Below are 22,062 nucleotides of genomic sequence, written 5' to 3'. Positions count from 1 at the left end.
AATTGCTTGACGAACATAGAGCATTGGAACCACCTGATCCCTTCCCGAACTCAGAAGTGAAACGATGCATCGCCGATGGTAGTGTGGGGTTTCCCCATGTGAGAGTAGGTCATCGTCAAGCGCCTAACACCCAGCACCCCCGCTCAGATCACTCTGACGGGGGTGTTGTCTTTGGAGCGGGAAAAGTTTGGCCGCACGCTAAGGCGTTTGGGCGGATGGGGGAGTAGCGCAGGCCGGTAGCCTAGGTGCTAGCCCTCTCCCGAGGGGAGAGGGGACCAGGAGCGGTGTGGCTGGGTGCTTGAGGGCTACCTGACAGCCAAGGTGCGGCTTGAGGTCTGTAAGAGCACCGACAGCCCGGCTACGTCGGGCTGTCGTTTGAAGCGCGGCAAGAGACCAGCGTAGGTTGGTGCTGAGCGCAGCGAAGCCCAACAGGCCGCAGACCACCTAGCTATGGCCGCGATCACGTTGCTGCTGCCAGGGCGCTGCCGAAGCAGATAGAGCGCATCGCGATAGGCAGGCTTCGTCGTACCACTGGTAGGACTGTCGATACTCTAATCTGTAATGATTCTGGATCTGCTTCAATCTCATGTGTTTTTCCGGTATACAATGCCCAGTGGCCTAAGGCCGGTAGGCAAGGGGTGCGCAGCGTCGTACCCTTTTTTCTTTGCCTGACCAATCAAATTTATAGCGTAGCCCAGGATCCTATCCCTTGAACGTTGGGATCCGCGGACTGTTGTTTAGGTGACGCAAGCGATGAAAGCGCAAGCGAAGGGGATTCGATTTTGATCAAGGTGCTGGTTGTCGACGATCATGATCTTGTTCGTACCGGCATCGTGAGGATGTTGGCGGATGTGGCAGGAATTCAGGTCGTCGGCCAGGCCGACAGTGGCGAAAATGCACTAAAGCTGGCTCGCGAGCTGGAGCCGGATGTCGTCTTGATGGATGTCCGGATGCCTGGTATCGGCGGGCTGGAAGCCACTCGCAAGCTGCTGCGCAGTCGCTCCGATCTGAAGGTAGTGGTCGTGACCGCCTGTGAAGAAGATCCCTTCCCGACCCGGCTGCTGCAGGCCGGCGCGGCAGGGTATCTGACCAAGGGGGCGGATATCGAAGAGATGATCACCGCCATCAAGCAAGCTTTCGCCGGGCGGCGTTACATCAGTGCGCAGATCGCTCAACAGCTCGCCCTGAAGCCTTTTCAGTCCAAGGCAGAGGCCTCGCCGTTCGATCAGCTGTCCGAGCGCGAGATCCAGATCGCCTTGATGATTGCCGGCTGCCAGAAGGTCCAGGTGATCTCTGACAAGCTCTGCCTGTCGCCCAAGACCGTCAACACCTACCGCTATCGGATCTTCGAGAAATTATCGATTACCAGCGATGTCGAATTGGCCATGTTGGCTGTTCGCCACGGCATGGTAGATGCAACGAGTTGATATGAGTCAATCTTTCGATGCTGCGGCCTTTCTATCCGGTTGCAGTGGACGTCCGGGTGTCTACCGGATGTTCGATGGGGGCGGTAAGCTTCTCTATGTAGGCAAGGCCAAGAATCTCAAGAACCGTCTTTCGAGCTACTTCAGGAAGACTGGTTTAGCGCCGAAAACGGCGTCCATGGTGTCCAAGATCGCCCAGATCGAGATCACCATCACCGGCAACGAGACCGAAGCGCTCCTGCTGGAACAAAACCTCATCAAGCAGTGGCGCCCGCCCTACAACATCCTGTTGAGGGATGATAAGTCCTACCCCTATGTCTATCTCTCCACCGAGGATCAGTATCCTCGGCTGACCATTCATCGTGGCGAGAAGAGAGGGAAGGGGCGTTATTTCGGACCCTATCCCAGCGCCGGTGCCATTCGCGAAAGCCTCAATCTGCTGCAGAAAGCCTTTCAGGTACGGCAGTGTGACGACAACTACTTCCGCAATCGGACGCGTCCCTGCCTGCAGTATCAGATCAAGAGATGCAAGGGCCCCTGTGTCGCGCTGGTCAGCGAGCAGGAGTATGGCGAGGACGTTCGCCATTCGGCCATGTTTCTCGAAGGCCGCAGCAATGCCCTGGCCGAAGAGCTGCAAGCCAAGATGGAAACCGCCTCGATCAACTTGCAGTTCGAGCGAGCAGCGGAGTTGCGTGATCAGGTGGCCCTGGTCAGACGGGTGCAGGATCAGCAGAGCATCGAGGGTGGGACTGGGGATGTCGATGTCATAGCCGCCCTGGTCAACCCGGGTGGGGCCTGTGTGCATCTGGTCAGTGTTCGCGGCGGGCGGGTACTGGGCAGCAAGAATTTCTTTCCGGAGGTGGGGATCGAGGAAGACTCCAGCGAAGTGCTGGCCGCCTTCCTGGAACAGTACTACCTCGCCTACCTGGAGCGGGACCTGCCGGACGAGATCATCGTGAACTCCGTCCATGAGGACTTCGCCACCCTGATCGACGCCTTTGCCGAGGTTCACAAGCGCCAATTGGTCATTGCCCATCGCGTCCGGGGTACCCGGGCACGCTGGCAGCAGTTGGCGGTGACCAATGCGGAGCAGGCCTTGAATACGCGTCTCGCCAATCGTCAGCACATGGGGGTGCGTTTCGATGCCCTGGTGCAGGCACTGGATCTGCCAGAACCTCCGCAACGGCTGGAGTGTTTCGACATCAGTCATTCCAGCGGCGAAGCGACGGTGGCGTCCTGCGTGGTCTTCGGACCGGAAGGGCCGCTCAAGTCGGACTATCGTCGCTACAACATCGAAGGTGTGACGGCCGGTGACGACTATGCGGCCATGCATCAGGCGCTGACGCGGCGCTTCAGTCGGCTGAAGGCCGGTGAGGGCAAGTTGCCCGACATCCTGCTGGTGGATGGCGGCAAGGGCCAGTTGGCCATGGCCCGCGAGGTGCTCAGGGAGCTCGCTGTACCGGACCTGGTTCTGCTGGGGGTCGCCAAGGGCGTTACCCGCAAGCCGGGGCTCGAAGTGCTGTACCTGGACGACCCTTCCAACGAATTCACCCTGCCGGCTCATTCCCCTGCGCTGCATCTCATTCAGCAGATTCGCGATGAGGCGCACCGTTTCGCGATCACCGGACACCGCGCACGTCGCGGCAAGGCACGCAGGACGTCCTCGTTGGAGGAGGTCGCCGGCATCGGACCCAAGCGCCGCCAGGAGCTCTTGAAGCACTTCGGCGGACTGCGTGAATTGCAGCGCGCCAGTATCGAGGAGATCGCCAAAGCGCCGAGCATTAGCAAAAAGCTGGCCGAGCAGATTTATGCGGCCTTGCACAGCGAGTAGAATCGCCTCACGTTCACCAATAGCCGCGCCAATGAATATTCCAAATCTGCTTACCGTACTGCGCGTCTTCCTCATTCCGCTCTTCGTCATCCTGTTCTACCTGCCAGTCCATTGGAGTTACTGGATCGCCAGTGCCGTCTTCGCCATCGCCTGTGCGACCGACTGGCTGGATGGTTACCTGGCCCGTCGCCTGGGGCAGAGCACGCCCTTCGGCGCCTTCCTGGATCCGGTGGCGGACAAGCTCATCGTCGCCGTGGCGCTCGTGCTGCTGGTGCAGGAGCACGCCAACGCCTGGTTGACGTTGCCTGCCGTCATCATCGTCGGTCGCGAGATCGTGGTGTCGGCACTGCGTGAGTGGATGGCCGAGCTGGGTGCGCGTGCCCAGGTCGCGGTATCCAATCTGGGCAAGTGGAAGACGGCGGCGCAGATGCTGGCCCTGGTGATTCTGCTGGCCAATCCGCCGCAGATGACCTTTTGGGTGATCAGCGGTTATGCCTTGCTCATCGTCGCGGCGGCCTTGACCCTGTGGTCCATGTGCACCTATCTGATGGCGGCCTGGCCGCACCTGATGAGCGCCGAGAAAAAGAAATAAGTTTTTTGAATCAATGGCTTGACATGAAGGGTAGCTCAGATAGAATGGCGCCCGTCACCAAGCGGGAATAGCTCAGTTGGTAGAGCACGACCTTGCCAAGGTCGGGGTCGCGAGTTCGAGTCTCGTTTCCCGCTCCATGTTTTACATGAGTGTCGCAAGACATTCAGGTTTGAGGCCGGGTGGCAGAGTGGTCATGCAGCGGATTGCAAATCCGTGTACGCCGGTTCGATTCCGACCTCGGCCTCCACTATTGAAAGCCCCGTAGATCTCAGGTCTACGGGGCTTTTCATCATCCAGGGATGTGTGAATACTGGATCAGGTTCTGCGGACTCGGAAATTGCTGAGTCCGGCTATGCCCGAGTGGTGAAACTGGTAGACACAAGGGACTTAAAATCCCTCGACTTAACGGTCGTGCCGGTTCGATTCCGGCCTCGGGCACCATCCAAAGAAAAAGGCCACTCACGCATGAGTGGCCTTTTTTCGTTTAGGAGGGAATCGTCCAGTAGGGTGTTTCATCCGCATCGCGTTCGATGCGGGAGCGGCTGTCGAGAATGAAAGCCTCGAGCATGGCGGCGTCGAGCAATTCGGTGCGGGCGATGGGGCGGTTGAGTACCGACTGACCGCTGCGGGAAAAGACCTCGACATCGTAGGCACGCTGATCGCGCGTGGAGATCACGCAGCGCAACGGCTCGAATCCGCCTTTCAGGGTGTTGAAGGCACTGGCGAGTTCGACATAGAGGGTCATCCGGAAAAGCTTCCTGTTCAAAGGTGGCACTGTGACAGCATTGGCTGCTACAGGGTTTCACCTTTGTAGAAAAGTGCCGTCATATCGCGATGCTAGTCGCAAAATCCCGGCGCTGCTTTCGGATTTTCATTGCCAGCCTTGCAGCCAGCATTCTGCATCCTGCAGCTCGTGCCAGTCCAGCGTCCAGGTGCGGCGAGTGAGAACGGCTTGTATATCTATCTGCGAGATGGGGTCGGTCTCGACGTCCGGGGTGTGGACGCGGGTGACGATGAAGTGCTTTTGCCGTTCCCGCGGCTGGACAGCCGTCCATTTGCTGAGCAGCAGCTTGTTGGGGTTGATCTGACGTTGCCTCATCCCTGCATGGCCTCCAGCAGAGGGGCGCTGCGATAACGCTGCAGCAAGGCTTCGAGGTTGCGATCGGGCATGGCGTGGGCCCTGAGCGCCGTGATGGTGCGCTCGACGTACTCCAGGGTGGTGCCGAAATGGCCGCAGGCTTCGGTCAGGACGCGATTGAGGATGTCATCGGAGAGGCTGCCGGCATAGCAGGGGAGATTGCGTTTGAGCACGAAGCCGAGCGCCTGGACCTTGCTGCCGTCTTCCAGGTGACATTGCAGCCAGCGGGGGCGGTAGGAGCCATCTGGCATCTCCCGTTTCCAGAGCGCCAGCAGATGATCGTCCAGCTGATCATCGGGCAGCTGGTAGGCGAAGCCCGAGCAGGAGCCGCCGCGATCCAGGCCCAGTACCAGGCCGGGCTGCTCGGGGGTGCCGCGGTGTAGCTGGGACCAGAGATAGAGGCCGCGGTGATAGCCATGTACCCGAGCCCGGCGCACGGCGACGGCGGGACACTCTGGGCGCCAGATCAGCGAGCCGTAGGCGAACAGCCACACCGGGCCGGGTTGGCGTTGGGCCAGGGTGGCCTCCAGAGAGGCTACGAGTTCAGGATGGGTGAGCGGGGTGGCGGGCGCCAGCTTGGGGGGATAGGAATCATGGGTGCTGGAAGAAATCTGTCTGTGCATATGTCGCCTGGTCCTCAACCGCTGGAGCTGCCAGGTCTAGGAACCTGGCACTAAGATCCTAACGAAAGTCCGGGAAGAACTCCTAGACCGTTCGTGCCCATCTTTATGACGCCTGGTTAGGTCGCAGCGAGAAACATGCCAGGGCGCACCGGAAAAGCGCCAGACGAAAAAAAGCCCGGCGGTTGCCGGGCTGAGAAAAGAGCACGAGACCAATCAGACGCTGGTGCGGATCAGGTGATCGAAGGCGGCCAGAGAAGCCTTGGCGCCTTCGCCCAAAGCAATGACGATCTGCTTGTAGGGCACGGTGGTGACGTCGCCTGCGGCGAAGACGCCGGGCAGGGAGGTCTGGCAACGGGCGTCGACTTCGATCTCGCCACGCGGCGACAGCTCGACGGTGCCCTTGAGCCAATCGGTGTTGGGCACCAGACCGATCTGCACGAAGACGCCTTCCAGCTCGATGTGATGGAACTCGCTGGAGTTGCGATCCTTGTAGACCAGGCCGTTGACCTTCTGCCCGTCACCCTTGACTTCGCTGGTGAGGGCGCTGGTGATGACGGTCACGTTGGGCAGGCTGAACAGCTTGCGCTGCAGCACGGCGTCGGCACGCAGCTGACCGTCGTACTCGATCAGGGTCACCTGGGCGACGATGCCGGCGAGGTCGATGGCGGCCTCGACACCCGAGTTGCCGCCACCGATCACGGCGACGCGCTTGCCCTTGAACAGGGGGCCGTCGCAGTGCGGGCAGTAGGCCACGCCGCGGTTGCGGTATTCCTGCTCGCCCGGGACGTTCATTTCGCGCCAACGGGCACCGGTGGCAAGGATCAGCGTCTTGGCCTTGAGCGAGCCGCCATCGGTGAAGCGAACCTCGTGCAGGCCGCCGGCTTCGTGGGCCGGGATCAGCTGCTCGGCGCGCTGCAGGTTCATGATGTCGACTTCGTACTGCTTGACGTGCTCTTCCAGGGCCATGGCCAGTTTCGGACCTTCGGTCTCCTTGATGGAGATGAAGTTCTCGATAGCCAGAGTGTCCAATACCTGACCGCCGAAACGCTCGGCGGCGACGCCGGTACGAATGCCCTTGCGTGCGGCATAGACGGCGGCTGCGGCACCGGCTGGGCCACCTCCGATGACCAGGACATCGAAGGCGTCCTTGGCATTGAGCTTGTCGGCGGAGCGGGCGGCGGCGCCGGTGTCGAGCTTGGCGACGATCTCTTCCAGGCCCATGCGGCCCTGGCCGAAGGGTTCGCCGTTCAGGTAGACGCTGGGCACGGCCATGATCTGGCGACGCTCGACCTCGTCCTGGAACAGGGCGCCGTCGACGGCGACGTGCTTGACCCGGGGATTGAGCACGGCCATGAGGTTCAGGGCCTGCACCACGTCCGGGCAGTTCTGGCAGGAGAGGGAGAAATAGGTTTCGAACTGGTAGTCGCCGTCGAGGGCCTTGACCTGCTCGATGACGTCCTGGCTGGCCTTGGAGGGATGACCGCCCACCTGCAGCAGGGCCAGGACCAGGGAAGTGAATTCGTGGCCCATGGGCAGACCGGCGAAGCGCAGGTCGATGTTCTGACCAGGGGTCAGCAGGGCGAAGGAGGGACGACGCGCATCGCTGCCGTCGGTGCTGAGGCTGACCTGATCGGACAGGCTGGCGATGTCCTGCAGCAGGCTGTGCATTTCACGGGACTTCGCGCCATCGTCGAGGGACGCGACGATCTCGATGGGGCGCGTGACGCGTTCGAGGTAGGTCTTGAGCTGGGCTTTCAGATTGGCGTCCAACATGGCGACGTGGCTTCCGTAAAAAATGGGCAAAAAAAGAGCGCGCGGGCAAGGCGCCCGGGCGCTCGGGCTAGATCAGGCGGGCGTTAGATCTTGCCGACCAGGTCCAGCGAGGGGGTCAGGGTCGCTTCGCCTTCTTTCCACTTGGCGGGGCAGACTTCGCCCGGGTGGTTGGCGACGTACTGGGCAGCGCGGACCTTGCGCAGCAGTTCGCTGGCGTCACGGCCGATGCCGTTGTCGTGGATTTCGCACAGCTTGATCTGGCCTTCCGGGTTGATCAGGAAGGTGCCACGCAGGGCCAGGCCTTCTTCTTCGATCAGGACTTCGAAGTTGCGTGCCAGGCGAGCGGTGGGATCGCCTACCAGCGGGTAGTTCACCTTCTTGATGGCTTCCGAGGTGTCGTGCCAGGCCTTGTGCGCGAAATGGGTGTCGCAGGACACGCCGTAGATCTCGACGCCCAGCTTCTGGAACTCGGGGTACAGGTCAGCAAGGTCTTCCAGTTCGGTGGGGCACACGAAGGTGAAGTCGGCCGGGTAGAAGACGATGGCGGACCACTTGCCCTTCAGATCGGCCTCGGTCACCTGGACGAATTTGCCGTTGTGGTAGGCGGTCGCGGTGAAAGGCTTCACTTCGGTGTTGATCAGAGACATTGATGACTCCTTGATGGGTTTAAGTCAGGGTTGAAATCGATAGGACGCATACTAATCGCATTTTGACGATTCACCTCATTGTTAAAGGCGATGCCAACGATTGGGCGTCTCTATCGGATATTACAGGTATTGAGTGAAATCAGTGACTTAGCCTGCCTCAGGCCGAGCCCAGCGCCTTGGTCGTAGCCGGATGCTGACCCCATTCGCTCCAGGAGCCGTCGTAGAGTCGACCATCCGGCAGGCCGGCGACGCTGAGGGCGAGCAGCAGTACTGCGGCGGTGACGCCACTGCCGCAGCTGGTGATCACCGGATGCAGGCCGTCGATGCCCAGTGCCTGGAAGCGCTGGCGCAGCTCCTGGGGTGGCAGCAGGGTACCGGCCGCGGTCAGCAGGCTGTCGTAGGGCAGATTCTGGCTGCCGGGCATATGACCAGAGGCCACGCCTGGGCGTGGTTCGGGGGTTTCGCCAGTGAAGCGCTTGGCGCCGCGGGCATCGAGGACCTGGGTCTGGCCCAGGCTGAGCGCGGTCTGCACATCGCCCAGGCCACACAGCAGGCGATTGTTGAAGATGACCGGGTAGGGCGGCTGCGGGCTGGGCTGGTTTTCACCGGTCTCCAGCGGCAGGCCCTGTTCCCGCCAGAGTGGCAGGCCGCCATCGAGCACCATCACCTGGTCGTGGCCGAACAGGCGGAACAGCCACCAAGCCCGGGCAGCGGAAAAAAGGCCCTTCTGGTCGTAGACCACCAGGGTCGTCTCGGGGGTGACGCCCAATTCGCCCGCGAGGCGGGCGAAACGACCCGCGCTGGGGACCATGTGCGGCAGCGGGGTGTCCGGATCGGAGAAGTGTTCGATATCGAAGCGCAGGGCACCCGGGATGTGCTGCTGTCGATAGGTTTCGTCGGCGATCTGGGGTTCGTTGGGCAGGTAGAGACTGGCATCGAGGATCAGCAGATCCGGGCGACCGAGTTGCTCCTGCAGCCAGGTGGCGGTGACCAGCGGGGAGGCGATCATGGGCGGCGTTCCTTGATGAACAAAAGGCGACAGCTTAGCGCGCCTGGCGCGACGTGGGCTGTCAGGGATCAGCGGATACTTTATCCTCGTCAGCCTGGCAACTGGATAGATGACTTATGAGCGAACTTAACGGGCAATCCACGGGCGGCAATGACTGGCAATTAGGACGGATCGTCGGTGAACTGCATGAGGCGCGCAGCCAATGGCGCGAGACCCATGGACGCTTCCGCGAATTCAGCGGCCGCGAATTGCCGTCGCGCAGCGTCATGGCCAGCGTGATCGAATCCCTGAGCGGTGCGCTCTTTCCGCTGCGCCTCGGTCCGGATCAGTTGCGCCAGGAAAGCGAGGACTTCTATGTCGGCTTCGAGCTGGAGCGCGCGCTCAATGCGTTGATGATCCAGGCGAAGCTGGAGCTGGACTATTTCGCCAAGCAGCGTGGCGAGAATGGCGTCAATCGCGCCGACGAGGCGCGCCGGCTGGTGCAGGCCTTCGCCCTGGCGTTGCCGGACCTGCGCCGTCTGCTGGATACCGACGTGATCGCCGCCTACCAGGGCGATCCCGCGGCGCGCAGCGTGGACGAGGTGCTGCTCTGCTATCCGGGCATCCATGCGATGATCCATCACCGCATCGCCCATCACTTCTATCGCAGCGGTTTGCCGTTGCTGGCGCGCATGGTCAGTGAGCGGGCGCATTCGGCGACCGGGATCGACATCCACCCGGGCGCCCAGATCGGCGAAGGCTTCTTCATCGACCATGGCACGGGCGTGGTGATCGGCGAGACCTGCATCATCGGCGACCGGGTGCGCATCTACCAGGCGGTGACCCTGGGCGCCAAGCGTTTCCCGGCCGATGCCGAGGGCAACCTCAAGAAGGGCCACCCGCGCCATCCCATCGTCGAGGACGACGTGGTGATCTATGCCGGGGCGACCATCCTCGGGCGCATCACCATCGGCCAGGGCTCGACCATCGGCGGCAACGTCTGGTTGACCCATGGCGTGCCGGCCAACAGCAACGTTAGCCAGGCCAGCCTGCAGGGCTGCGCCGGGCTGGCTCAGGAGTAGTCGGCGGCGTTGTCACGAGCGAACTTGGCGAGAAAGCGCCGGGTTCGTTCCTCGCGTGGGTGATTGAACAACTCGGCCGCCGGGCCCTGCTCGACGATGCGTCCACCGTCCATGAACAGCACCCGGTGGGCGACGTCGCGGGCGAAGGCCATCTCGTGGGTGACGATGAGCAGGGTGCGACCCTCCTGGGCCAGCCCGCGGATGGTCTCCAGCACCTCGCCGACCCGTTCGGGATCCAGCGCCGAGGTGGGTTCGTCAAAGAGGATGGCCTGAGGGCGCATGGCCAGCGCCCGGGCGATGGCGACCCGCTGCTGCTGACCACCTGATAGCTGCCCTGGATAGCTGTCGACCTTGTCAGCCAACCCAACCTTTGCCAGCAGCTCGCGACCGCGGACGAGGGCGGTATCGCGCGGCTCGCCCTGGACGATGAGGGGACCCTCGATCACGTTCTCCAGCGCGGTGCGATGGGGAAACAGATTGAAGTTCTGGAAGACGAAGCCCATGCGCTGGCGCAACGTACGAATGCTGCCCTGCTGGGCTTTGAGTGGCCGGTTGGCATCGATGCGCAGGTCGCCCAGGCGGATGCTGCCGGCCTCCGGGGTCTCCAGCAGATTCAGGCAGCGCAGCAGGGTCGTCTTGCCCGAACCGCTGGGACCGATGATGGCCACCACCTCGCCTTGAGCCACCTGGAGGTCGATGGCCTGGAGCACGGTCTGCTGTTGAAAGGACTTGGACAGCCCCTGCACCTCGATCATGACGGGCCTCGTTCGTTGATGTGGCGTCCGTAGTGCCGCTCCAGGCGGTTCTGCAGGGTCGACAGCAGGCTGGCCAGCACCCAGTAGAGCAGCGCTGCCGCCAGGTAGAGACTGAAGATCTCGAAGGTGCGGGCAGTGATCAGCTGGGCCTGGCGGAACAGCTCAGGCACCTGGATGGTGGCGGCTAGCGAGGTGTCCTTCACCAGCGAGATGAAGCTGTTGCCTAGCGGCGGCAGGGCGATGCGCAGGGCCTGGGGCAGGATGGCCCGCCTCAGGGTCTGCAAGGGCGTCATGCCGATGCTGGCGGCGGCTTCCCACTGGCCGCGGTCGATGGCGCCGATGGCCGAGCGGATGATTTCCGCGGTGTAGGCGGCCATGTTCAGCGAGAAGCCGATCAGCGCCGCCGGCAGCGGATCGAGCTGCAGACCCAGCTCAGGCAGGCCGTAGTAGATGACGAACAGCTGCACCAGCAGCGGCGTACCCCGGAAGAACGAGATGTACAGCCGCGCCAGGCTGCGCAGCGGCAGACTGTGCGAACGGCGCAGAAGGGCCAGGCCGAAGCCCAGCAACAGGCCGAAGAACATGCCGCCGAGGCTGAGGACCACGGTCCAGATCGCGCCCTTCAGGAGGAAGGGCAGCGAATCGAGCAGGAGCTGTAGCGTGTCGCTCATTGGGTGACGTCGGCCTTGAACCACTTCTCGGAGATCTTGGCCAGGGTGCCGTCGGCGCGCAACTTGGCGATGGCCTGGTCGACCGCGGCATGGAATTCCGGATCACCCTTGCGTTCGGCGATGCCCGACTCCTGGCGGCTGAAAGGTTCGCCGGCCAGGGCCAGACGATCCTTGGTCTTGGACAGCAATTCCAGGGCGGCCAGGCGGTCGACGAGGATGGCGTCGATGCGGCCGACGCGCAGGTCCTGGTACTTGGTGGGATCGTCTTCGTAGGTGCGCACGTCCGCCTTGGGTACGTTCTGGCGCAGCCATTGCTCGTAGTTGGTTCCCAGGCCGACACCGACCTTCTTGCCAGCAAGATCGGCGGCGGTCTTGATGCTGTCGACGTCGTCCTTGCGCACCAGGGCCTGGATGCCGGAGACGGTGTAGGGGGTGGAGAAATCGTATTTCTTCTTGCGCTCGTCGCTGATGGTGACCTGGTTGATCACCACGTCCAGACGACGGGATTCCAGGGCGGCCAGCAGGCCATCCCACTTGCCGGGCTGAATCTTGGCATCGACGCCCAGTTCCTTGGCCAGGGCCTTGGCGAAGTCCACTTCGAACCCGGTCAGTTGGCCCTGTTCGTTCTGGAAGCTGAAGGGTGGGTAGGTGCCTTCCAGGCCGACGACGAGTTCGCCGCGCTGCTTGACGGTCTGCAGGAGGTCTTCCGCCTGGGCGGTGGCCTGGTGGGCCAGGCCCAGGGCCAACAGCAGGGCGGCGCTACGGAGCAGACGCTGGGGGAGAGGCTTGCGCATGAAGGAAATCCTTGAGGTTGTGAGGGTGCGCCACTATGGGGGTGTCTGATCTGACATCCCAAGTCCGAGAACTGCTGACGTTATGCCATCGTCCAGTTCGTTGGCTAGCCGATCACGCCAACCAGTCGCCATAGGCGAAGGTGCCCGGCGCGCCGCCGGTGTGCAGGAAGACCAGCGGGCCGGGTGGCAGGGCGCCGCTCGCCACCAGGTCCAGCAGGCCCGCCATGGCCTTGCCAGTGTAGACCGGGTCGAGCACCAGGCCTTCCAGCCGGCCCAGTCGACGGATGGCCGCCAGCGTGCCGGCATTGGGTTCGCCATAGCGGGGCCCGAAGTAGCCGTCGCGCAGCTGCGGCGGATCCTGGGGCAGCGCGACGCCCAGCAGCTCGGCCAATTGCTGGCGCAGCAGGGTGACCTTGGGCAACTGGTCGGCCTGGGTACGGGAGACGGTGACGCCGATCACCGGCAGGTCGGGGCGCAAATGGTGCAAGGCCAGATCCAGGCCGGCCTGGGTGCCGGCACTGCCGGAGGCCAAGATGATGGCCGCGGGTTGCAGGTCCAGGGCGTCCAACTGAGCGTCCAGTTCCAAACCCGCACGCACATAGCCGAGGGCGCCCAGGGCGCTGGAGCCGCCAATGGGAATCACCCAGGGCTTGCGTCCTTGCTGGCGCAGGCGCGCGGCTTCGGCCTCCAGCTGGCGGATCGGGTCATCGAGTGCGGCGATCGACCTGATCTCGGCACCGAACAGTTCCAGCAGCAGGCGATTGCCGCCATGCAGGTAGCCGCGATCCGCAGTGGCGATGGGATTTTCCAGCAGGGCAACGCAGGCCAGGCCCTGTTGCGCGGCGACGGCAGCGGTCTGACGGACATGATTGGACTGGATGGCCCCGGCGGTCACCAGGGTGTCGGCGCCGGCGGCCAGCGCCTCGGCGACCAGGTATTCCAGCTTGCGCACCTTGTTGCCGCCCAGGGCCAGGCTGGTAGTGTCGTCGCGCTTGCAGTAGACCAGTCGGCCCAGCTCCGCCGAGAGCCGCGGCAGGACCTCCAGCGGGGTCGCCGAGGGTTGCAGCGTCAGGCGCGGAAAGCGGGCGAGGGCAGTGGCGAGCATGGCAGGACCCTGGGCAGTGAAGAGGGCATCACTCTAGGGCCAAGCCCCGCCCGCCAGCAATCCTGGCCTCAGGCGAGGTCCGGACGACGCGCCCAGGCCTGGGGCACCAACGAGCGCAGCAGCACGCCGTAGAGGGGTACGAAGAGCAGCAGGCTGACCGTCAGCTTGACGCCGTAGTCCACCAGAGCGATCTCCGGCCAGTGGCTGGCCATGAAGGGATTGTCGCTGTGCCAGAAGGCGATGGAAAAGAAGGCCAGAGTATCGAGGGCGTTGCCGAACAGGGTCGAGACCGTGGGTGCCAGCCACCAGTGGCGCGAACGCCGCAGCCGGTCGAACACCTGGATGTCGAGCAGCTGGCCGAGCACATAGGCGCAAAAGCTGGCCAGGGAGATGCGCAGGACGAAGACATTGACCGCGGCCAGCGCCGCCCAGCCCTGGAAGCTGCCGTCCTGGAACAGCACCGAGACCGCGTAGGAAACCACCAGCGCTGGGAGCATGACCCGGGCGATGACCTGGCGGGCAGGCGCCTTGCCCATCACTCGGACGGTGAGGTCGGTGGCGAGAAAGATGAAGGGAAAGCTGAAGGCGCCCCAGGTGGTGTGCCAGCCGAACAGCTGCAGCGGCAACTGCACCAGGTAGTTGCTGGCGATGATGATGAGGATATGGAAAGCGACGAGCGCGGCCACCAGGGCACGCTGTGGGGTGGCAAGCAAGGCAGACATGGGCAGTCCTTTTTTGGTTACCTGGGGTGAGGGAACCCAGGGCGCTGAGGCGGGGCGGCATTCTACGGATTCACGGCGCACCTGGCGAGGGTGCGGTGGTCGGCGCCCGATCGAAAGGCTCATCGGCGCGATGGGCAGAGCGGGCAGCCTCCTGCTAACTTGTACGACTTCCGCACCGACAGAGAGCTTCCTGATGCACTTTCGATCGCTGGGTCGTACCGATCTCAAGGTTAGCGCCATCGCGCTGGGCACCATGACCTGGGGTGAGCAGAACACCGAGGCCGAGGCCTTCGAACAGCTGCGCGCCGCCAAGGCCGCCGGGGTCAACTTCATCGACACGGCGGAGATGTATCCGGTGCCGCCACGTGCCGAGACCTATACCCGCACCGAGACCATCATCGGCAACTATTTCCGTCGGCATGGCGATCGCGCCGACTGGGTACTAGCCAGCAAGGCGGCCGGTCCGGGGCGCGACATGGACTATATCCGCGAGGGTGGTCTGGCCTTTACCAAGGCCAATCTCACCGCGGCGTTGGAGGCCAGTCTCCAGAGGCTCAACACCGACTATCTTGATCTCTACCAGCTGCACTGGCCGGATCGCCGCACCAACTACTTCGGTCAGCTGGGCTACGAGCACAGCGAGGCGGCCTTCACGCCCCTCGAAGAGACCCTGGAGGCCCTCGACGGCCTGGTGCGCGCGGGCAAGGTCCGCCATGTGGGGTTGTCCAACGAGACGCCCTGGGGCGTCCAGCAATTCCTGCACCTGAGCGAGACCCGGGGTTGGCCGCGGGTGGTTTCCATCCAGAATCCCTACAACCTGCTCAATCGCAGCTTCGAGGTGGGACTGGCGGAGCAGGCCATCCGCGAGCAGGTGGGCTTGCTGGCCTATTCGCCGCTGGCCTTCGGCGTGCTGGCGGGAAAGTACCTGCAGGGCGCGCGCCCAGAAGGGGCGCGGCTGACCCTGTTCGAACGCTTCCAGCGCTACAGTAATCCCCAGGCGCAAAGGGCTGCCCAGGCCTATGTCGAACTGGCACGGGAACGCGGTCTGGATCCGGCGCAGATGGCCCTGGCCTTCGTCACCAGCCGGCCCTTCGTGACCTGCAACATCATCGGCGCCACCTCTCTCGCTCAGCTGGAAAGCAACCTGGCGAGCAGTGAAGTGGAATTGGACCAGGAAACCCTGGCCGCCATCGAAGCCATCCACGTCGACCAGCCCAATCCGGCGCCCTGATCGCGCGGTATCCGGCGCCCGGTACAGCAGCGGTACCGGGCGCTTTTTTTGGCTCGCCTGACTGGACGGTGACCAACAGGGCAGTGGCGCAAGGCCTGCTGTCCGCGACGCCTATTAAAATCGCGGCCCCCACGCCCTAGAGTCGGTCGGACCTTCCACGCCTGCAGGTGTCCGTCATGACGTCGTACGAAATCGTGCTCCTGGGTGACCAGGACGCTTCCATCGTGGCTCATCAGGCCATCCCCCAGGCCCTGGCGCTGACCGCCAGGACATTGGGCATCACGTTGCGATCACGCTGGCTGCCGAGTGTGGCGGCCGATGGCGCCCTGGCTGAGTGCGATGGCCTCTGGTGCGTGCCGGGTAGTCCCTATCGCAATCGAGACGGGGTGCTGGCGAGCATCCGCACCGCCCGTGAACGGCGGATTCCCTTTCTCGGTACCTGTGGCGGGCTGCAGTACGCCCTGCTGGAGTACGCTCATGCCGTGTTGGGATGGACGGATGCGGCCCACGCCGAGGAGGATCCGCTGACGTCGCGAGCGCTGCTGGCGCCCCTGAGCTGTGCCCGCATCGAGTATCACAATGAGCTCCGCCTGGAGCCCGGTTCGCGCCTGGCGGAGGGCGAGGGCGGTCTGCGGGCGCAGGCCAGCTATCACTGTCGCTTCGGCGTAAATCCCGAGTACCTGCCGGCCTTGCTCCCCGCCGGCTGGCGGGTACTGGCCTGGGATGAGGAAGAGGTGCCCGTGGCCTTCGAGCTGGCCACCCAGCCCTGCCACTTCGGCACCCTCTATCAGCCCGAGCGTGAAGCGCTGACCGGCCGGGTGCCCGCCGCGGTGCGCGCCTGGCTGGAGGCCGTGGTCGCAGCGCGGAGACTACAACCATGAGCCGGCCGGACCTACCGCCCGATTGCGTGGTGATCGCCTTCGTCTCGCAACGGGCAGACGACGATCCGGCCTATGAGCGCATGGCGGCGCGCATGCTGGAGCTAGCGCAGGCGCAACCGGGCTTTCTCTGGGTGGAATCGGTACGCGGCGCCGATGGCTTGGGCATCACCCTGTCCTATTGGACCGACCAGGCCGCGGTCGCGGCCTGGGGTGCCCATCCGGAGCATCGCCAGGCGCAACGGTTGGGCCATGAACGCTGGTATCGCTGGCATGACACCCGGGTCCTGCGGTTGCTGTCGTCGCGCTCCGGGACTGGCGTCATTCCAGGCGGATCGCGCCCAGCGCCGGGGTGACGCGAATCCAGCCGATGCGACTGTCTTCGCCGATCAGCATGACCTTCTTCCAGGGGCGGAAGGGCGCGCTTTCCAGGACCAGGATGCGATCCCCTGGTTCGAGCATGGCGAGCAGTTGGCGATTGGCGACCACGCTGCGCTCCGGCATCGAGGGATACTGCATCAGCGGAATCTGGCCGCCACGGATCTGCCAGGTCTCGCCACTGGCGGCGTTGATGAAGGTCGGCAGCCGCGTCAGCAGGATGGCCAGCGCGAAGAACCCGATCAGCAGCAGGACGAGCCGCTGCGTCACGGTGCGGGCGGCAACGATATCGGGTGACAGCTTGCCAAGCGAGGACATGAGAATGGCTCTGGGCGGCGGACGGTAGAGGCTCGATGCTACCGTCGTGCGGCCCATTGACATCATTCACATGAAGGAAAGGTCAACGGCTGCTCATTCGCCAGTGCCAGACTGTGAACGGCCGCAAAGCGGCCGGCTAGAGGGGCGGCTCAGGGCGCCAGCTGGCGGGTGACTTCCACGGCCTTGTCGAAGGACGGATAGCCACTCTTGGCCACCGCCAGCTCGCCATAGGCGCTCTTGTAGGTCTGCGCCTGGATGGGATCCGCTTCAGGAACCAGGAAGGGATCGGTGTACAGGCGATAGAGCAGGGCATAGGCAAGCGGATAACGATGATCGGCAGAGGCGTTCAGCAACTCCAGGACATCATCGGTCTGCGGGCCCTGCTTGATGGCGATCACCGCGCGATAGAACTCCACCTCGCCATCGGCACTGGTCCCGCCGTTGCGCAAGAGCAGGGCATCCGCGAGCTTGAGCTGTTCTTCGCTGCCACCCAATACCAGCAGCTTGGCCTGCAACAGGTCGTTCTGGCGCAGCAGGGTGGTCTGTTCCGCGCTGAGCGGCCGCGTTTCCGCTACCTCGTGGTGACCGCCCAGGGAGCAGCCGGCGAGGGAAACACACAGCAACGGGAGCATCCATTTCTTCATGTCGAGATCTATCCGCGGAGTCGTGACGCTGGTTCCAAACTTTGGACGATAGCAGTTCTTTGCAGCTTTGCGCAGAACCGGAAGGCAATCCTGGAGTCGTATCCGCACGTCCACAGAGCGCCCATGCCTGGCTATTTCCAGCGTCGCGCGCTTCGGGCATTGTATGCGACAAGCGGCTGGATAGACCGCCGTTCGTTTTGCCTTCACGTACAGATCAAAGGACTCCCATGATCACCAAATGTCTGTTTCCGGCAGCCGGCTATGGCACTCGTTTTCTCCCTGCGACCAAAGCCATGCCCAAGGAAATGCTGCCCATTGTGAACAAGCCGCTGGTGCAGTACGCCGTGGAGGAAGCTCTGGAGGCGGGCCTGCATCAGATCGGGATCGTCACCGGTCGTGGCAAGCGCTCGCTGGAAGACCATTTCGACATCAGCTACGAGCTGGAAAGCCAGATCAAGAACACCGACAAGGAAAAGTACCTGGTCGGCATTCGCAAGCTGATCGACAACTGCACCTTCTCCTACACCCGCCAGGTGGAAATGAAGGGCCTGGGTCATGCCATCCTGACCGGCCGCCCGCTGATCGGTGACGAGCCCTTCGCCGTGGTCCTGGCGGACGACCTCTGCCTGAACCTGGAAGGCGACAGCGTCCTCAAGCAGATGGTCAAGCTGTACAACCAGTTCCGCTGCTCCATCGTGGCCATCCAGGAAGTCCCGGCCAACGAGACCAACAAGTACGGTGTGATCGCCGGCGAGATGATCCGTGACGACATCTACCGGGTGAACAACATGGTCGAGAAGCCCAAGCCGGAAGATGCGCCGTCCAACCTGGCGATCATCGGCCGCTACATCCTGACCCCGGACATCTTCGACCTGATCGAACAGACCGAGCCGGGCAAGGGTGGCGAGATCCAGATCACCGACGCCCTGATGAAGCAGGCCCAGGATGGTTGCGTACTGGCCTACAAATTCAAGGGCCAGCGTTTCGATTGCGGTAGCGCGGAAGGTTTCGTGGAAGCCACCAACTTCTGCTTCGAGAATCTGTACAAGGCGCTGTAAGACGCCCTGTGCGATGGACGAGGCCACCTGCGGGTGGCCTCGTCGTTTCTGGCGGTTGGCCAGCCGTGCCGCTGCTTGGGGTGGCCTTGCGTTATGCTGGAGCCAGCAGCAGCAGAGAGAGAGCTCCATGACGACCTATGATTTCGACCTCTTCGTGATCGGCGCCGGTTCGGGCGGAGTGCGCGCGGCGCGTTTCGCCGCCGACTTCGGGGCCCGGGTAGCGGTAGCGGAAAGCCGTTACCTCGGCGGGACCTGTGTGAACGTGGGCTGCATGCCCAAAAAATACTTCATCTACGGCGCTTCCTTTCGCGATGAATTCCGTCAGGCCCGGGGCTATGGCTGGGACGCCGAGGTCCCGGCCTTCGACTGGAATACCCTGGTCGCCAGCAAGGATCACGAGATCCGCCGGTTGAACGGCATCTACCGCGCCCTGCTGGTCAACAGCGGGGTCACCCTGCTGGAGGCCCATGCCCGCATCCTCGACCCCCACACCGTCGAGGTGGAAGGCCGGCGCTATCGCTGCGAGCGCATCCTCATCGCCACCGGTGGCTGGCCGGACGTGCCGGATTTCCCCGGTCGCGAGCATGCCATCACCTCCAACGAAGCCTTCTACCTGCCGGAGCTGCCCAAGCGGGTGGTGGTGGTAGGCGGTGGCTACATCGCCGTGGAATTCGCCTCGATCTTCCAGGGCCTGGGCGCCAAGACCACGCTGCTGTATCGCCGCGAACTGTTCCTGCGCGGCTTCGACCAGGGCGTGCGCGAGCACCTGCGCGACGAGATGCTCAAACGTGGCCATGATCTGCAGTTCAACGCCGATGTGGCGCGGATCGATAAGGCCGCCGATGGCAGCCTGCAGGTGACGCTCAAGGACGGGCGCCTCCTGGAAGCCGATTGCGTCTTCTATGCCACTGGCCGCCGGCCGATGCTGGATGACCTGGGCCTGGAAAACACCGGCGTCGCCCTGGACGATCGCGGCTTCATCGAGGTCGGCGAGACCTTCCAGACCACGGAGCCATCGATCTACGCCATCGGCGACGTCATCGGCCGGGTGCAACTGACCCCGGTGGCGCTGGCCGAGGGCATGACCCTGGCGCGACACCTGTTCAGCCCCGACAGCTATCGCCCGCTGAACTACGACCTGATCGCCAGCGCGGTCTTCAGCCTGCCCAACCTGGCCAGCATCGGCCTGAGCGAGGAAGAGGCCCGCGAACGTGGCCATCGGCTGAAGATCTTCCAGAGCAGCTTCCGGCCGACCAAGCTCAGCCTGACCGATGTCCAGGAGCGCACCCTGATGAAGCTGGTGGTGGATGCCGACAGCGATCAGGTGCTGGGCTGCCACATGGTGGGGCCGGACGCCGGCGAGCAGATCCAGTGCCTGGCCATCGCCCTCAAGGCGGGGGCGACCAAGGCCTGCTTCGACGACACCCTGGGCATCCATCCCACCGCCGCGGAAGAGTGGGTCACCATGCGCAAACCGGTTCGCGAGGACGACGCGCGCTGATCGGGCGCCTCGCCACCGCGCGCATCACTTGGGTAGCGGCGCTACCACGGGCGTGACAGGCGCTACCGCCTCACGCTTGGCGTAGCGCTGGGCCAGCACCGCGCAGACCATCAGCTGGATCTGGTGGAACAGCATGATCGGCAGCAGCACCGGCCCCATGGTGCTGCCGGCGAACAGCACCTTGGCCATGGGCACCCCCGTGGCCAGGCTCTTCTTGGAACCGCAGAAGACCACGGTGATTTCGTCTTCCTTGCTCATGCCCAGCAGCCGCGCGCTGTAGCGGGTGGCGAGCAGCACCAGGGTCAGCAGGGTGGCGCAGATGAACACCAGGCCTACCAGCGACAGGATCGGGGTCTCCCGCCACAGGCCTTCGATTACGGCCGCGCTGAAGGCGGTATAGACCACCAGCAGGATGGAGCCCTGGTCGACGAACTTGAGCTTGCCCTTGTGGCGGTCCACCCAGTGGCCGATCACCGGGCGCAGCAGCTGGCCGGCGACGAAGGGCAGCAGCAGCTGGACGCAGATCTTGACGATGGCATCCAGGGTGCTCTGGCCATCCGAGCCGCCATGGGCGTCAAGCAGCAGCCGGACCAGCAGCGGCGTGAGGAAGATACCGAGCAGGCTGGACAACGACGCGCTGCAGACCGCCGCCGAGACATTGCCGCGGGCCATGGAAACGAAGGCGATGGAGGACTGCACCGTGGCGGGCAGGGCGCACATGAACAGCACGCCCAGATAGAGCTCGGGCGTCACCAGCGGCGCCAGCAGCGGCTGCAGCGCCCAGCCCAGCAGCGGAAAGCTGATGAAGGTGAAGGCGAACACCAGCAGGTGCAGCCGCCAATGGGTGATGCCGGCCACCAGTGCCTGGCGCGACAGCTTGGCGCCATGCAGGAAGAACAGCAGGCCGATGGCGATGTTGGTCACCACGTTGGCGATCTGGGCGGCGAGGCCCCGGCAGGGCAGCACGCTGGCGAGAATCACCGTGGCGACCAGCATTAGGGTGAAGTTATCGGGCATCAGGCGGGGACGAGCCATGGTCTCTCTCGGGTTGTCTGCGAATAGCCCCAAGGCTATCGTCTCCTGACCTAGCCGACTAACGCGAAAAGCCCCAATGATGTCGTCAAACGGACAGTCTGCGGTCGAACGTCCCGTTCCCGAACTCGCCAACCTGCCACGGCGCCTCTATGCCCGGGTCGAATCCCTGGCGCAACCGGCCTGGACACCCTGGCACCGGCATCCCTGGGGGCAGCTGTCCTATGCCATCAAGGGCGTGCTCACGGTGACCACCGCCGAGGGCAGCTATGTGGCGCCACCGCAGCGGGCGGTGTGGATCGCCGCCGATGTCGAGCATCAGGTGCGTTCCTCGCCCAGGGCGGAGATGCGCAGTCTCTATGTCAGTGCCGAGGCGGCGCCCTATGTCGGTGAGCGCTGTCGGGTGGTGGCGGTGAGTCCCTTGATCCGTGAGCTGATCAAGACCTTCAGTGGCTTCGCCCGGGAATACGACGAGGATGGCGCCGAGGGAAGGCTGGTGTCGGTGATGCTGGATCAGTTGCAGGCGGCGCCCGAGGTGGGGCTATCGCTGCCGGCGCCCCAGGATGGCCGGCTGCGCCTGCTGTGCGAGGCCCTGGCGGCCAATCCGTCGGACGATCGTACCCTGGCGCAGTGGTCCGGGGTGCTGGGCGCCTCGGAAAAGACCCTGAGTCGGGCCTTTCTGCGGGATACCGAGCTGACCTTCAGAACCTGGCGGCAGCGGTTACGGCTGATCAGTGCCCTGGAGCGCCTGGAGCAGGGCGCCGCGGTGACCGAGGTAGCGCTGGATTGCGGCTACAACTCGCCGTCGGCCTTTATCGCCGCCTTTCGCCGGCAGTTCGGCGCGACCCCTGGGGCCTTCGCCTTGGGGGTCTAAGGG

Annotated in this window: 24 protein-coding genes, 3 tRNA genes and 1 rRNA gene; 14 read left to right on the top strand and 14 right to left on the bottom strand. The window is 63.7% G+C overall.

Annotated features, from left to right (window positions below; genetic code table 11):
- The first annotated feature begins 5 nt into the window (after positions 1–5).
- From rrf to LRS53_RS06640, 7 genes are all read left to right on the top strand, one after another.
- Positions 6–121: ribosomal RNA gene (gene rrf / locus LRS53_RS06670) — 5S ribosomal RNA — on the top strand.
- Positions 122–782: 661 nt separating this feature from the next.
- Positions 783–1,427 (top strand): response regulator transcription factor GacA, encoded by a 645-nt coding sequence (gene gacA, locus LRS53_RS06665; RefSeq protein ID WP_064308816.1) that lies wholly within the window; start codon positions 783–785, stop codon positions 1,425–1,427.
- A gap of 1 nt (position 1,428) precedes the next feature.
- The gene (uvrC, locus tag LRS53_RS06660; protein ID WP_026083722.1) at positions 1,429–3,255 is read left to right on the top strand and encodes an excinuclease ABC subunit UvrC; all 1,827 of its coding nucleotides are present in this window, start codon (positions 1,429–1,431) and stop codon (positions 3,253–3,255) included.
- A 31-nt stretch (positions 3,256–3,286) separates the two neighbouring features.
- Positions 3,287–3,847, top strand: coding sequence for a CDP-diacylglycerol--glycerol-3-phosphate 3-phosphatidyltransferase (gene pgsA / locus LRS53_RS06655; protein ID WP_231355386.1), 561 nt, complete (start codon positions 3,287–3,289; stop codon positions 3,845–3,847).
- 61 nt (positions 3,848–3,908) lie between these two features.
- Positions 3,909–3,984: transfer RNA gene (locus LRS53_RS06650), tRNA-Gly, on the top strand.
- A gap of 36 nt (positions 3,985–4,020) precedes the next feature.
- Positions 4,021–4,094, top strand: a tRNA-Cys gene (locus LRS53_RS06645).
- Between the two features lie 107 nt (positions 4,095–4,201).
- A tRNA-Leu gene (locus LRS53_RS06640) sits at positions 4,202–4,288 on the top strand.
- Positions 4,289–4,331: 43 nt separating this feature from the next.
- Here the strand turns inward: LRS53_RS06640 and LRS53_RS06635 are convergent.
- The 6 genes from LRS53_RS06635 to sseA all read right to left on the bottom strand — a co-directional run bounded on the left by LRS53_RS06635 (position 4,332) and on the right by sseA (position 9,037).
- The gene (locus LRS53_RS06635; protein WP_007161858.1) at positions 4,332–4,592 is read right to left on the bottom strand and encodes a hypothetical protein; all 261 of its coding nucleotides are present in this window, start codon (positions 4,590–4,592) and stop codon (positions 4,332–4,334) included.
- Positions 4,593–4,718: 126 nt separating this feature from the next.
- Positions 4,719–4,946, bottom strand: a complete 228-nt coding sequence (locus LRS53_RS06630) for a TIGR02450 family Trp-rich protein (RefSeq protein WP_064308814.1) — start codon at positions 4,944–4,946, stop codon at positions 4,719–4,721.
- Positions 4,943–5,608 (bottom strand): gamma-glutamylcyclotransferase, encoded by a 666-nt coding sequence (locus LRS53_RS06625; RefSeq protein ID WP_017639979.1) that lies wholly within the window; start codon positions 5,606–5,608, stop codon positions 4,943–4,945. The genes LRS53_RS06630 and LRS53_RS06625 overlap by 4 nt, the downstream gene beginning before the upstream one ends.
- A gap of 213 nt (positions 5,609–5,821) precedes the next feature.
- Positions 5,822–7,381: an alkyl hydroperoxide reductase subunit F gene (ahpF, locus tag LRS53_RS06620; RefSeq protein WP_231355385.1), complete on the bottom strand. Its 1,560-nt coding sequence runs from the start codon at positions 7,379–7,381 to the stop codon at positions 5,822–5,824.
- Positions 7,382–7,464: 83 nt separating this feature from the next.
- Positions 7,465–8,028 (bottom strand): alkyl hydroperoxide reductase subunit C, encoded by a 564-nt coding sequence (gene ahpC, locus LRS53_RS06615; RefSeq protein ID WP_007161854.1) that lies wholly within the window; start codon positions 8,026–8,028, stop codon positions 7,465–7,467.
- Positions 8,029–8,185: 157 nt separating this feature from the next.
- Entirely contained in the window at positions 8,186–9,037 is an 852-nt protein-coding gene (sseA, locus tag LRS53_RS06610) for a 3-mercaptopyruvate sulfurtransferase (protein WP_231355384.1), read from the bottom strand.
- Between the two features lie 116 nt (positions 9,038–9,153).
- Here sseA and epsC point away from each other — a divergent pair, with 116 nt between their 5' ends.
- The gene (gene epsC, locus LRS53_RS06605; RefSeq protein WP_017639976.1) at positions 9,154–10,098 is read left to right on the top strand and encodes a serine O-acetyltransferase EpsC; all 945 of its coding nucleotides are present in this window, start codon (positions 9,154–9,156) and stop codon (positions 10,096–10,098) included.
- On the opposite strand, the gene tcyN is transcribed toward epsC, so the two are convergent.
- The 5 genes from tcyN to LRS53_RS06580 form a co-directional block, all read right to left on the bottom strand.
- Entirely contained in the window at positions 10,089–10,853 is a 765-nt protein-coding gene (gene tcyN, locus LRS53_RS06600) for an L-cystine ABC transporter ATP-binding protein TcyN (protein WP_064308811.1), read from the bottom strand. The two genes, epsC and tcyN, sit on opposite strands and share 10 nt — an antisense overlap.
- Positions 10,850–11,524, bottom strand: a complete 675-nt coding sequence (gene tcyL / locus LRS53_RS06595) for a cystine ABC transporter permease (protein ID WP_017639974.1) — start codon at positions 11,522–11,524, stop codon at positions 10,850–10,852. The genes tcyN and tcyL overlap by 4 nt, the downstream gene beginning before the upstream one ends.
- Entirely contained in the window at positions 11,521–12,318 is a 798-nt protein-coding gene (gene tcyJ, locus LRS53_RS06590; RefSeq protein WP_017639973.1) for a cystine ABC transporter substrate-binding protein, read from the bottom strand. Before tcyJ ends, tcyL begins: the two co-directional genes overlap by 4 nt.
- Positions 12,319–12,430: 112 nt before the next feature.
- Complete coding sequence (locus LRS53_RS06585; RefSeq protein ID WP_231355383.1) at positions 12,431–13,423, bottom strand: D-cysteine desulfhydrase; 993 nt, start codon at positions 13,421–13,423, stop codon at positions 12,431–12,433.
- A gap of 68 nt (positions 13,424–13,491) precedes the next feature.
- Entirely contained in the window at positions 13,492–14,145 is a 654-nt protein-coding gene (locus LRS53_RS06580) for a 7-cyano-7-deazaguanine/7-aminomethyl-7-deazaguanine transporter (RefSeq protein ID WP_231355382.1), read from the bottom strand.
- A 193-nt stretch (positions 14,146–14,338) separates the two neighbouring features.
- On the opposite strand from LRS53_RS06580, the gene LRS53_RS06575 reads away from it, so the two are divergent.
- The 3 genes from LRS53_RS06575 (at position 14,339) to LRS53_RS06565 (ending at position 16,610) form a co-directional block, all read left to right on the top strand.
- Positions 14,339–15,376 (top strand): NADP(H)-dependent aldo-keto reductase, encoded by a 1,038-nt coding sequence (locus LRS53_RS06575; protein WP_231355381.1) that lies wholly within the window; start codon positions 14,339–14,341, stop codon positions 15,374–15,376.
- Between the two features lie 176 nt (positions 15,377–15,552).
- The gene (locus LRS53_RS06570; RefSeq protein ID WP_231355380.1) at positions 15,553–16,257 is read left to right on the top strand and encodes a glutamine amidotransferase-related protein; all 705 of its coding nucleotides are present in this window, start codon (positions 15,553–15,555) and stop codon (positions 16,255–16,257) included.
- Positions 16,254–16,610, top strand: coding sequence for an antibiotic biosynthesis monooxygenase family protein (locus LRS53_RS06565; protein ID WP_231355379.1), 357 nt, complete (start codon positions 16,254–16,256; stop codon positions 16,608–16,610). The genes LRS53_RS06570 and LRS53_RS06565 overlap by 4 nt, the downstream gene beginning before the upstream one ends.
- Here the strand turns inward: LRS53_RS06565 and LRS53_RS06560 are convergent.
- Entirely contained in the window at positions 16,576–16,950 is a 375-nt protein-coding gene (locus LRS53_RS06560) for a hypothetical protein (protein WP_064308804.1), read from the bottom strand. The genes LRS53_RS06565 and LRS53_RS06560 overlap by 35 nt on opposite strands.
- A gap of 149 nt (positions 16,951–17,099) precedes the next feature.
- Entirely contained in the window at positions 17,100–17,582 is a 483-nt protein-coding gene (locus LRS53_RS06555) for a hypothetical protein (protein ID WP_231355378.1), read from the bottom strand.
- Positions 17,583–17,821: 239 nt separating this feature from the next.
- On the opposite strand from LRS53_RS06555, the gene galU reads away from it, so the two are divergent.
- Both galU and gorA read left to right on the top strand, forming a co-directional pair.
- The gene (gene galU, locus LRS53_RS06550) at positions 17,822–18,652 is read left to right on the top strand and encodes a UTP--glucose-1-phosphate uridylyltransferase GalU (protein ID WP_007161840.1); all 831 of its coding nucleotides are present in this window, start codon (positions 17,822–17,824) and stop codon (positions 18,650–18,652) included.
- 127 nt (positions 18,653–18,779) lie between these two features.
- Positions 18,780–20,153, top strand: a complete 1,374-nt coding sequence (gene gorA, locus LRS53_RS06545) for a glutathione-disulfide reductase (protein WP_231355377.1) — start codon at positions 18,780–18,782, stop codon at positions 20,151–20,153.
- 24 nt (positions 20,154–20,177) lie between these two features.
- Here gorA and LRS53_RS06540 read toward each other — a convergent pair whose 3' ends face one another.
- Positions 20,178–21,188, bottom strand: a complete 1,011-nt coding sequence (locus LRS53_RS06540) for a bile acid:sodium symporter family protein (RefSeq protein ID WP_068384035.1) — start codon at positions 21,186–21,188, stop codon at positions 20,178–20,180.
- A 76-nt stretch (positions 21,189–21,264) separates the two neighbouring features.
- Between LRS53_RS06540 and LRS53_RS06535 the strand changes: the two genes are divergently transcribed.
- Positions 21,265–22,059 carry an AraC family transcriptional regulator gene (locus tag LRS53_RS06535; protein ID WP_231355376.1) on the top strand — a complete coding sequence of 265 codons (795 nt, stop codon included), beginning with the start codon at positions 21,265–21,267 and terminating at the stop codon, positions 22,057–22,059.
- Positions 22,060–22,062 lie beyond the last annotated feature (3 nt).

The sequence above is a fragment of the Pseudomonas sp. PLB05 genome (assembly GCF_021106615.1).
Classification (GTDB): Bacteria; Pseudomonadota; Gammaproteobacteria; order Pseudomonadales; family Pseudomonadaceae; genus Chryseomonas; species Chryseomonas benzopyrenica.
This window is presented reverse-complemented; position numbering and strand designations above follow the sequence as displayed.